At 34.8% G+C, this 11,599-nt stretch carries 12 protein-coding genes; 1 reads left to right on the top strand and 11 read right to left on the bottom strand.

The genetic code is table 11. The features are described 5' to 3' along the window. The first annotated feature begins 102 nt into the window (after positions 1-102). Positions 103-1,710, top strand: coding sequence for a T9SS type A sorting domain-containing protein (locus NTZ27_06730; GenBank protein ID MCX6174423.1), 1,608 nt, complete (start codon positions 103-105; stop codon positions 1,708-1,710). A gap of 60 nt (positions 1,711-1,770) precedes the next feature. On the opposite strand, the gene NTZ27_06725 is transcribed toward NTZ27_06730, so the two are convergent. The 11 genes from NTZ27_06725 to lexA all read right to left on the bottom strand — a co-directional run bounded on the left by NTZ27_06725 (position 1,771) and on the right by lexA (position 11,550). Then, positions 1,771-2,520 carry a hypothetical protein gene (locus NTZ27_06725; protein MCX6174422.1) on the bottom strand — a complete coding sequence of 250 codons (750 nt, stop codon included), beginning with the start codon at positions 2,518-2,520 and terminating at the stop codon, positions 1,771-1,773. Further along, the gene (lpxA, locus tag NTZ27_06720; GenBank protein ID MCX6174421.1) at positions 2,517-3,293 is read right to left on the bottom strand and encodes an acyl-ACP--UDP-N-acetylglucosamine O-acyltransferase; all 777 of its coding nucleotides are present in this window, start codon (positions 3,291-3,293) and stop codon (positions 2,517-2,519) included. Before lpxA ends, NTZ27_06725 begins: the two co-directional genes overlap by 4 nt. A 4-nt stretch (positions 3,294-3,297) precedes the next feature. After that, positions 3,298-4,713: a bifunctional UDP-3-O-[3-hydroxymyristoyl] N-acetylglucosamine deacetylase/3-hydroxyacyl-ACP dehydratase gene (locus NTZ27_06715; GenBank protein MCX6174420.1), complete on the bottom strand. Its 1,416-nt coding sequence runs from the start codon at positions 4,711-4,713 to the stop codon at positions 3,298-3,300. After that, entirely contained in the window at positions 4,713-5,771 is a 1,059-nt protein-coding gene (lpxD, locus tag NTZ27_06710) for a UDP-3-O-(3-hydroxymyristoyl)glucosamine N-acyltransferase (GenBank protein ID MCX6174419.1), read from the bottom strand. Before lpxD ends, NTZ27_06715 begins: the two co-directional genes overlap by 1 nt. A gap of 6 nt (positions 5,772-5,777) precedes the next feature. Continuing rightward, complete coding sequence (locus tag NTZ27_06705; GenBank protein ID MCX6174418.1) at positions 5,778-6,293, bottom strand: OmpH family outer membrane protein; 516 nt, start codon at positions 6,291-6,293, stop codon at positions 5,778-5,780. A gap of 16 nt (positions 6,294-6,309) precedes the next feature. Then, entirely contained in the window at positions 6,310-6,852 is a 543-nt protein-coding gene (locus NTZ27_06700; GenBank protein ID MCX6174417.1) for an OmpH family outer membrane protein, read from the bottom strand. A 20-nt stretch (positions 6,853-6,872) separates the two neighbouring features. Beyond that, positions 6,873-9,374, bottom strand: coding sequence for an outer membrane protein assembly factor BamA (gene bamA / locus NTZ27_06695; GenBank protein ID MCX6174416.1), 2,502 nt, complete (start codon positions 9,372-9,374; stop codon positions 6,873-6,875). Further along, on the bottom strand, positions 9,352-10,164 hold the full coding sequence (locus tag NTZ27_06690) for an isoprenyl transferase (GenBank protein MCX6174415.1): 813 nt from the start codon (positions 10,162-10,164) through the stop codon (positions 9,352-9,354). Before NTZ27_06690 ends, bamA begins: the two co-directional genes overlap by 23 nt. Before the next feature lie 88 nt (positions 10,165-10,252). Further along, entirely contained in the window at positions 10,253-10,642 is a 390-nt protein-coding gene (locus NTZ27_06685; protein MCX6174414.1) for a hypothetical protein, read from the bottom strand. 7 nt (positions 10,643-10,649) lie between these two features. Continuing rightward, the gene (locus NTZ27_06680; GenBank protein ID MCX6174413.1) at positions 10,650-10,898 is read right to left on the bottom strand and encodes a hypothetical protein; all 249 of its coding nucleotides are present in this window, start codon (positions 10,896-10,898) and stop codon (positions 10,650-10,652) included. Positions 10,899-10,914: 16 nt separating this feature from the next. Further along, positions 10,915-11,550 carry a transcriptional repressor LexA gene (gene lexA, locus NTZ27_06675; GenBank protein ID MCX6174412.1) on the bottom strand — a complete coding sequence of 212 codons (636 nt, stop codon included), beginning with the start codon at positions 11,548-11,550 and terminating at the stop codon, positions 10,915-10,917. Positions 11,551-11,599: the final 49 nt, after the last annotated feature.

Raw genomic sequence — 11,599 nt, 5'->3', positions numbered from 1 at the left:
AGTCGGTATTATATTGTCTTCAGGCTTATACGTTTATAAATTAATAGTAGGAAATACCACGCAAGCTAAAAAATTATTATTGGTGAAATAAGGAAAGATCATATGAAAAGGTTAATACTGATAATGACAATCCTATCTAGTACTATTCTTGCTCAATCTCCTGTGAATTACAGAATTTTGGATATCAATAATATTCGTCTCCACTTAAATAATATTGGTGGTTTAAATTATTCACCAAGCAGCGAAGGCGGAGGATATTGGCTTCAATTGCATCAAGACTCTATAATTGTTTTTGATCAGGGACCCTGGGTAATAGGCAAAATCAACAGACGAATAAGCGGCAGTTATGTTGAATGGTTTATTCGTACTTCATCAAGTTTTTCACCGGGACCAATAATAAACGGCGTACCTGCAATGCAGTCTCAACCACAAGATTCAACTTTGTATAGAATTTATAAAATTAGCAGAGGTGATGGAATTGGTAATCCAGATTATAGAGATTGGTCTAAAAGTTTTGGAGCTCCAGTAAATATTGATGGTACACCAAAAATTTACGGAGATCAAATGTTATGGACGGTTTACAATGCACTGGATGCAAATACAAAATCAAGAATTGCATGGAATAGAAGCGGCGATTCATTAAAAGTAATGCCCGTTGAAATACATCAGCTTGTTTATGCACGTAAGGGCACTTTGCCCGATAACCAAGATTTATTTTCGAACACAGTGTTTGAAGAATTCACTATAATAAATAAAGGGGATACAGATATTGATTCCCTCTATTTTTCATTGTGGGCTGATGTTGATATCAATACAAGTTTTTTCCCGCTTTATAATGAACCTGCTTCAGACACAACATTAGACTTAGGTTACTGTTGGGACAAAACCGGCAGTACTTCATATCACCCGGCGGTAGGTTATGCTTTGTTGTATGGTCCTTCAATTCAATCAACTGGCAATACGGCGATCATTAAAGGAAAGATAAAAAACAATTACAAAAATCTTTCTATGACGGCATTTCACGGAATAATTGACGATGCTGATCCCGTTCCTCCTGGTAACCCAGCATTTACAACTACTCAAGCATGGAATATCGCTCGCGGATACTTTACGGATGGTACACTAAAAATTGATCCAACAAATGGAAGGCCAACAAGATTTACATGGGACGGTGACCCTGTTTCAAACACTGGTTGGATATTAAATCAAAACACGGGTGGTGGTGCGGGGTTCAATATGTTTGCAGGTCCTTTCACAATGACGCGGGGAGATACTCAATGGGTGATGATGGCTTTAGTGCCGGCGTTGGGTGCTGATTACAAAGAAAGTATTACAATGATGAGAAGAAAGGTAGCGTTGTTGAGATCAACGCCTTACGATAGTTTAGCATTTGGTAAGATGCCATTGATTGTAGGTGTAAAAGAAAATAAGCTCCAATTTATTCCGACGTCTTACAATCTTTATCAGAATTTTCCTAATCCCTTCAACCCGACAACAACAATCAATTACCAACTTCCGATAGAGGGATTTGTTACAATAAAAGTATATGACGTAATTGGAAGGAAAGTAGCAACGCTCGTCAATGAAAAGAAATCTGTCGGTTATTACAAAATCAATTTTGATTCAAGCAAACTGACGAGCGGTGTTTACATTTACACAATCACTGCAAATAATTTTATTCAATCAAAGAAAATGTTGTTGATGAAATAAATTTCTTTTTTGTAGGGGTTCAACCTGCCTGCGGTAGGCAAGTATATTGAACGCTACAAGTCATATCGAAAATGCTTCCACGGGTTGTTCAAATTTTATCTGCCATTCCAATTCAAATCCGACTATTAAACATGTCTTCAACTTCTGGTAATCAATATCTTCGTTAAGAATAGTTCCGAGTTCTGTGGTTTTGGTATTCAATTCCAGCGATAAAATATTTTTGGTTTCTTGATCTGAGTTAATGTAATCAACGAGTTTTTTATGAAACGGTCCGCATAATATTGAGCCATGCTGAAGAATAACGTTGTTCAATTTTCTCTGAGCACTTCCAATAAGTTTTTTATCGTTAAATTTTACTTCATTTCTTGCTGTGCTTGCAAAACATAAAACTCCGGTTGGTCCTTCCAAGAGTTTCGGAAAGTTCGGTTGATAATCTTCAAGTTGTGATTTTGCAAGAATGGGATTGTAGATTTCCAAACCGCGCATTAGCGCATTGGAGATTCTAAAATAAATCTCACGCGGTGATAGTTCAAAATTGTAGGGAAGTACAACAGAATAAGTTAATTCCTCTGCGTGGAGAATGGCTCTTCCGCCGGTTGGTCGTTTTACAATATCAATTCCATCGGTTTTGGTTTTGTCTTGATTAATGTCATCAAAACTTTGGTTGGCTCCAAGCGAAATGCAATAAGGATTCCATCTATAAATTCTAAAGTAAGCTTCATCGGGTTTACAGATGTTTGCGAGTTCAATATCGAACTGCATATTGTAGTTACCGGTGTTTGCACCTGAATTAATGAAGTGCCAATTCATTTGCGAACTATACCGCGTGTTGCTTTGGAAATAAAATCTAAAATTTGTTTTACCACTTCGTGATGACCGAGTTCTTTCACTATTCTTATTTTTGCATCACTAAACAATAATCCGGATAAATATAAAATCCTGTAAGCTTCTTTTATAGCTTCTAATTGTTCCGCAGAAAATCCTCTTCTCTTCAACCCGACTTTGTTAATTCCTTCAAATCTTGCAGGCACACCTTGCACGATCAGAAAAGGGGGAACATCGCTGGTGATTTTAGAGTGAGTGCCGACCATTGCATGAGCGCCGATTTTTGTAAACTGATGAACTCCGGCCAATCCGCCGATAATAACATTGTTTTCAATCTCTACATGTCCGCCGAGTTGAACATCGTTGGCAAGAATAACATTATTTCCTACAACGCAATCATGTGCAATGTGGCAGTAAGCCATGAGCAAACAGTTTTTTCCTACAATAGATTTACCGGTAGCATGTGTTCCTCTATGAAGCGTAACAAATTCTCTAATCTGTGTGTCATCGCCGATGTAAAAATAAGAAATCTCGTTGCCGAATTTTAAGTCTTGCGGTATGTTGGCAACAGACGAACCCTGAAATATTTTTACACGGTTACCAATACGAGTACCATCATACAGTACAGCGTGAGAATCAATTTTGCAGTCATCACCAACTTCAACGTCATCATGAATTATTGAATATGGGCCAATTGTAATATTATTTCCAAGTTTAGCTTTCGGGCTAACAATTGCGGTGGGATGAATATTTACCATAGAATTATTTGTTATTGTTTTTATTTTCTTTAGGAACTACAGCAGCCATAAATTCCGCTTCGGAAACTACATTACCATCAACAAGCGCTGTTCCTTTAACGGAATAATATTTTTTACTCTTAACTGAAATAAGTTCAGCTTCTAAAACTAATTGATCACCGGGAAGAACTGGCTTTCTAAATTTCGCATTGTTGATACTCATAAAATAAACAAGGTGATTTTCTGGATCTAAGAAAGAGCTAATAAGCAGAATACCACTAACCTGTGCCATAGCTTCAATTTGAAGAACACCCGGCATTACCGGTTGACCTGGAAAGTGACCATTGAAGAAATGTTCGTTCCTTGTAACGTTTTTAATACCAACAACTTTTTTATCGAGTTCAAGATGAATAATTTTATCTACCAGAAGGAAAGGATAGCGGTGCGGTAGAATTCTCTCGATTGCATTTACGTCGAAAACAATTCCTTCTTTCTTAACAAACTGGTATTTACGTACAAATTTTTTCTGATGATATAATTGTCTTATCTTTTTTGCAAATTCTACATTAGCTTTATGTCCCGGTCGTGCTGCTAAGACCTGTGCTTTAATAGGAACACCAATTAAAGCAAGATCACCAATCATGTCTAAAATTTTATGTCTTGCCGGTTCGTTCTTGAATCGAAGTTTGTTATTATTTAAATATCCGTTAAATACTTTTAAATCGTGTTTTAAATTTAGTTTGTCCTTTAACCGTTTTAGTTCTTCTTCATTTATATCGTGATCTATTATTACAACAGCACTGTCAATATTTCCGCCTTTAATCAAACCTTGATCAATCAGCATTTCAACTTCACTTAAAAAACAAAAAGTTCTGGCCGGCGCAAATTCACTTATAAATTCTTTTTCAAGATCGAACAAACCGGAATGCTGGCTTCCTAAAGAAGGATTTTCGTAATCTACCATTATTGAAATTCTAAAACCATCTAATGGTAAAGCAACGATATCAACTTTCTCTTTTTCATTATGGTATTCTACAGTCTGATCTATTACCAAATAATCTTTAGGAGTTCCCTGGGTTACAAATCCTGCTTCTAACAATTTTTCTACGTACTGAAGAGAACTTCCATCACCGATCGGCGGTTCCATTCCATCCAATTCGATAACCAGATTATCTATTTGTAATCCAACAACAGCGGCTAAAACATGTTCAACTGTAAAAACTTTTGCATCACCTAAGCCAAGTGTAGTGCCGCGTGAAATATCTACTACATAATCTGCATTGGCAGGAATTTCCGGTTTACCGCCAAGATCAATTCTTATAAATTTAATACCCGAGTTATCTGGTGCCGGCTTAAAAGTCATGGTACAAGATGTACCAGTATGTAATCCCATTCCCGAAATCGAGACCGGTTTTTCAATAGTACGTTGAAGTTCTAGCATCAGTTACCCTTCGAAATTAATTGAGAAATTTTCTCTTCCAAAGATGCAATTTTTTCTTCTAACTTTTTAATTTTTTCTGCGTAAGTCGGTATGTTTCTGAGATGAGCTTCGACTTTTAGCATTGAACTCAATTCCTGTGTTGGAGAACCGCGATATTTTCCTGGCTTTGAAATCGATTTCGAAACACCCGATTGAGCTGTAATAAATACGTTATCTGTAATTTCGATATGTCCTACAATTCCTACTTGACCGGCAAGAATACAATTTTTACCGATCGTAGTACTGCCGGCTATTCCGCTTTGAGAAGCTATTGCTGTATTTTCTCCAATAGAAACATTGTGTGCAATCTGAACAAGGTTATCAATCTTAACACCTTTTTTTATTTTTGTTGAACCAAGCGCGGCGCGGTCAATCGAAACATTTGAACCAAGTTCAACATCATCTTCAAGAACAACATTTCCAATTTGCGGTACTTTTTGATAAACACCTTTTTCATCTGGAATATAACCAAAACCATCAGAACCAATAACTGTATTTGAATGAATGATGACGTTGTTTCCAATAACACAATTTTCTCTTACAGAAACGTTTGGATAGATCAAACAATTAGAACCGACTTTTACATTTTCCATTAATACTGTGTTGTGATAGATAATTGAATTATCACCGATGGTTGCACCAGCTTCAATAACAACATTTTTACCTACAGAAACATTTTTACCAATCTTCACGGAATCATGTATTGAAGCGGTTTTATCTATTCCTTTAAGAGTTATTTTTGGCTGAAGAAATGTTATAATAATTTTTTGAAGAGCAACATTCGGATTTTTTACTTCGATATAGTTGATGTCTGTTCGTGTTTTTTTGAATTCCGGACTGATAAGAACAGCCGATGCTTCAGTTGAATTTAGAAATTTTTCGTATACAGGCAGATAGAGAAAAGTTAAATCACCTTTTTTTGCTTCTTCAATTTTAGCGATACCGGTTAATTCAATTTGAGGATCGCCAATAACAACACCGCCGACTAAGTCGGCGGCTTCTTTCAATTTTATCTTCATAAAAACTCATTTAAGTTTTTCAATTACCAAGCTTGTAACATCATATTCTTCTTTTGCATAGAGGAAAATGATATCGCCGCTTCTATCAAAAATAAAATCGTAATCTTTTTCCTTTGCAACTTGTTGAATAGCAGTAAAAATTCTATTCTGGATCGGCTTCATTAATTCTTCCTGTTTCTGGAAGAGTTCGCCCTTAACACCAAATTTATCCTGCCTGTATTTGGAAGTTTGATTTTCCAAAGTAACTAATTCTTTTTCTATCTCAGCGCGTTTTTGCTCACTAAGAATAAGTTTTCGTTTATCGTAATCATCATACTTGGTTTTCCAATCTCTTTCCATTTTGGAAAGTTCTTCCTGCCAATCTTTAATTATTGCATCGAGTTTTTTCTGTGCATCTTGAGCTTCAGGAAGTTGTTTCATAATTGTATCACTATCAACATAACCAATCTTTGGTTGACTGTAAAGTTTACCCGATGATACAACTGATAGAATTACGAATAAAATTAATCCAAGTTTTTTCATGATTTATTTCCGGTAATTATTTTTTACCTCTTTTAAGATAATCAAGAACTTTATAAGTAATATCAAATTCAGGATCAGCTTTTACAAGAACTCCATCTAATGCTTTGTCAAAAACAAATTGCATTCCTAAATCTTTAGAGATTTCGTCTATTGCTTTGTAAATTTTTTCTTTAACAGGTGCTAATAGTTGTTCTTGTTTTTGATAAAGTTCGCCATTTGGTTGAGCAAATTTTGCTTGATTATACTGTGTATATTTTTGTTCTTTTTCTGCTAATCTTTGCTGAACTTTTTGTAATTCTTCTTTTTTCATTGTCTCAGCTTGTTTTTGATTATCGGCAAGAAATTTTTGATAATCAGTCTGCATACTGTCCAGATCTTTTCTCCATTTTGATACCATGCCCTCAATATCTGCCTTAGCTTTTATAGCTTCAGGTAATTGAGCAAGTATAATCTGTGAATCAACCCAGCCAAGTTTTAATGTGGTTGTTTGAGCTTGTTGTGTCTGTGCAAATGCAGAGACAGTAAAGATAATAAGTACAAATAAAATAGATTTTTTCACGTTAACCTCTAATAATGTTTTTAAAAACCTTTTCCAAATTGAAAATGGAACATCCACTGAGGATCTTGTCCATCAACACTTTTTCTGTCAAATCCGTAACCATAATCGAAACCGATCAATCCGATCGGGTTCAATAAAATTCTTGCACCGATACCAACTGAGCGTTTCAAATTAAATAAGTCAGTATGTTTTATATCCACATAAACATTACCTGCTTCTGCAAAAGCAAGTAAATAAATAGGAATCGGCTCCAATGCCAAAGCCACTCTAAACTCCGAAGTAAATTTTGCCATCACACTACTTCCTCTTACATTATTTGTTACAGGGTCTCTCAATCCTAAACTTCGATCTTCATAACCTCGTAAAGAAGTAGTAGCAATTATTAATCCGCTGCCTCCCATATAGAAATATTCAAACGGTTGTATAGGAGTTCCATCTTTTAACACCCCAATATAACCGAGATCAGCGGAAGTGTAAAGTACAAATCTATTAGAATTAAAAATTGATTTATACCATTCGGATTTAAAATCAATCTTAAAATAATCTACATTACCCGGTAAAAATGGTCCGCCGGTTAATTCACCGCTTAGCGTAAACTTTGAACCACGAGAAGGAAAGATCGGGTTATCAATGTCGGTTCTGGATATGGTTGTGCCTATGGAATATTGTCTGGTTAATCCTGTTGGATAATATCCTGCTCCATCAATTACGTCGTTATACTGAAAACGGAGAGTTCCCATAAGATAGAAAAAATCATCTGGCCAGGTTAATCTTCTTCCAACTCTAAAAGTTATACCTGATTGTTGTAGATCGTAAACATATCTTTGTCGAGTATCAAAAAGATCAAAGCCAAGTGATGTTGGTGTATCCATAAACCAAGGTTCGGTAAAACCTAGAGAGAATGTTCTGTAAAAATTGCCAACGCCAAATTGCCAATTAAAATTTAATACTTGTCCGCCGCCCATTCGAAACGGTTCTGCGATAGAAAAATTTGTTAAAGTAAAACCAACTGCGCCGCTGAATCCAAACGCTCCGCTGTAACCAATTGAAGCATTCAGATAATCGCTTGATTTTTCTTCAACTTTATAAATAATATTGACAGTACTATCATTGTAAGGGCGGTAGTCCACTCCGGTTTTATAAAGCTGTTCTACATTGAAATATTGAAGATTTGAAAGTTGCTGGATACTTCTTAAAATATATCCGCGGCTGAAGTAACTTCCGGGGATTGTATATAATTCCCGGCGTATTACTTTATCTTTTGTTTTGTCATTTCCAGTAATATCAACTTTACCAATTTTAAATCGGTTTCCTTCATTAACTTTTATTCTGATATCAACAGAATCTTTAGCAGATTTTTCTTCTTTAGCATCAAGTTGAAAGCCAAGATACCCGGTATCTTGATAAATTGATGATACGTCAGTTTGTTTTTCATTGTAATGTAAATTCTGATTGAATTTTTCGTAATCAAAAATATCACCTTTTTTGAAATCTAATCTAGCATTTAATTCTTCACTTGGATAAACTGAATTACCTTCCCAAATAACATTACGTACTTTGTATTGATCACCTTCATATACATCAACTATCACATCAATATGTTTTTTGTCTTTAGAAAAAACGAGACTATCACGGAGAACTACAAAATCTCGGTAACCCTTTTTTCTATAAAACTTAGTGATTAATTCTTTATCTTTTTCAAACTTATCACGCTTAAATTTCGGAGAAGTCCAAAATTTCCACCATGCTGATTCTTTTGTGTCGTCAAATTCACCACGCAGCGTTCCATCATCAAAGGCATTGTTTCCGTTAAAAATAATATGACGAATTGTTATCTCATCACCTTCTTTTATATCAAGCAATACAAGTGTACGTTCTTTAATTCTATTTACCGAATTTATAGATGAAGTTTTATCAATTTCATAAGTGGTTTTCAGTTCTTTGGAAAGATCTTTTTCATCCCGCCAAGTAACTGTAATCTCTTTTTTAGAAGTGTCTGCTTGAAAGAAAGTATAGTTATGCGGTGTAATTGTAGCGTTTAAGTATCCATCCTCTTCATATAAAGACTTTATTTTATTTGTTAAGCGAACAATTTCATTCGGTTTTAAGGTTTGTCCGCGTACAATTGAAATTTTCTTATTTATGTTATCTTCACTCAACTCGTCGTTGCCCCTTAAAACAAATTTCTCAAGGCGTGAATACTCTTTGATTATTATTTGAAGAAAAATTCCGTTATCAATTTTCTTTTCGATAATAATTTCTGCATCCTGAAAAATTCCCAAATTCCAAAGTCTTTTTATTGCACTATTAGTTTGATCACCGGGGACACTAATCTCATCACCAATTTTCAATCCTGTATTGGCAATGATAGTAGCAGCATCGGCGGATTTATTTCCAACGACAGAAATGCCGAGGATTTTATAATTAACCTTTTGGGTCTGAGCATTAACTTGTACTAATGAAATTATCAATAAAATAATTAGACTAAGTATTTGCTGCTTACTTGGAGTGTGTTTTAACATTCTGAACTTTTTTGTAGTTGGTCAATAATTGTTCACTAACTAATCCGAATCTTCTTTCTCTTTTCTGGTAATCCTTTACAGCTTCCAATAAATGTTTACAACGGAATTCAGGCCATAAAATATCGGACACAAAAATTTCTGAATAAGCAATTTGCCATAAGAGAAAGTTGCTTATTCTAAATTCACCACCGCTTCTTATCAATAAATCCGGGTCTTGCATTCCGGAAGTAGTTAGAAATTGAGAAATTGTTTCTTCACTTATTCCTTCAATTTTTAATTTACCTTTAATCACGGCATCGGTTATATGTTTAACTGCCTCAACAAGTTCCCATCTTCCGCTGTAACTCAAAGCAAGATTTAGTGTCATTTTTGAATTGCCTGCAGTTTTGTTTAAAGCAGCTTGTAATTCTTTTTGAACAATTGTCGGTAATGACTTGGTATCGCCAATTGTTGTTAACCTAATATTATTAGTGTTGAGTTCATCAGTTTCATTTTGAAGACTTTTTACAATCAAACGCATTAAAGTGGAGACTTCATCTTTCGGTCTTTTCCAATTTTCAGTAGAAAAAGTATAAAGGGTAAGAGTTTTAACGCCAAGTCCTACGCAAGTCTCAACGGTTTCGCGTACAGAATCAACTCCTCTTTTATGCCCGGCAACGCGTGGAAGACTGTGTTTCTTAGCCCATCTGCCATTGCCATCCATTATTATTGCAATGTGCTGAGGAATATTTCCTTTTGCTTTAACTTCTTCGATTAATTTCTTGTCGGTCGTGCTAAGTTTTATTGCCAACTTAACTTTTCACCCTCGAATTTTAGCCCGAAAAAATAGTTCGCATGGAGGTAAATGTCAAGATTAATACACCAAGAGTAAATTATGTTTAATTTGCTTTTGTCTCAGGAAGAGTAACAATCTTTATATGTTTTTGGGTTTCTTCGTTGAGTGATGATATCAAAAGAGATGCTTTAACTAAAGAGTTGTTGGGGACACCGAGGAATAAAGTAATTTTATTCTGTGGAAAACGTGCATTATAATTTGCAAGAAAATCCAGCTTACTTAAAAAAGAATGTTCATTCAATTCTTCTTCGGAGACTGTTAATCCTATAGCAATTTTCTTTTTATATTTTGCTACAGCATCTACTTCATAGTTGCCAATCATTGGAGGTGCAGGTAAATATTTACCAAACTTTCGGCTCAATGTTAAATAACCATGCTGCCACAAGTGGTCAATCAAATAATCAACTTTTTCTCTTTTTAATTTTGGTTTCATATTTTTTTTAATTAAAGCTTGGGATTATTGGTATTACTGGAGAAAATTTTTCATAAACAAATACTTTGATATTACACATCTTATCGTACTCAAATATTTTAATCTCATTTGTATTACCAATTTTTCCGTACAAAACTTTCTTACCGGTTTTATTCCTGCTGATATAATAAGGTTCCAGAATAACTTCTTGAAAATTGTATAAAAATTTTACTCTGTTTCTGTTAATTATTGCTCTCATGAATAAAAATGATTTCATTTTATCCTCCTTCAAATCAATTATATGTTCTGAAAACACCAATTACTTTACCAATTATCGAAAAATCTTCACGCTGATTAACTTCTATTGGTTGGTATCGTTCATTTTCCGGCATCAGGTAAATTATATTTTCATTTACTATGAATCGTTTCATTGTTGCTTCATCATGAAGTAGTGCAACTACAATATCTCCGTTAACAGCATTTTGTTGAGGAGAAACAATTACAAGGTCTCCTTCAAAAATGCCGGCATTGATCATACTATCGCCTCGGACTTTCAAACCAAAACATGCCGTCTTCGTTTTGACCATGGTAGCATCTAGTAATAAATTTCCTTCAATATTTTCTTCGGCAAGAATTGGTTGTCCGGCTGCAACGCGGCCAACTATTGGAATTCCAATAACATTATTGGAAACTTGTTTTGGTTTATTATATACATCGCCTAATAAAGAAAGAGTTCTACTGGTTTTACTTTCATTAGAAAGAAATCCCTTTTTAACAAGTGCATCTATGTGACGCTTAACTCCGAATGTACTTGCCAGATTAAAATGTTTTGCAATTTCCCGGAAGGTTGGGGGGAATCCTTTGATGCCTAAATACTCTTGAATGAAATCAAGAATTTCTTGCTGCCGGTCTGTAAGCTCATTTTTCATAATAGTGTTCCTTTGTTCACTTAAAATATAGTGAACACATGAACACTTG

The sequence above is a fragment of the Ignavibacteriales bacterium genome, assembly GCA_026390775.1.
GTDB lineage: Bacteria > Bacteroidota > Ignavibacteria > Ignavibacteriales > Melioribacteraceae > Fen-1258.
The sequence above is the reverse complement of the archived record's forward strand: the minus strand, read 5'-3'. Positions and strand labels throughout refer to the sequence as shown.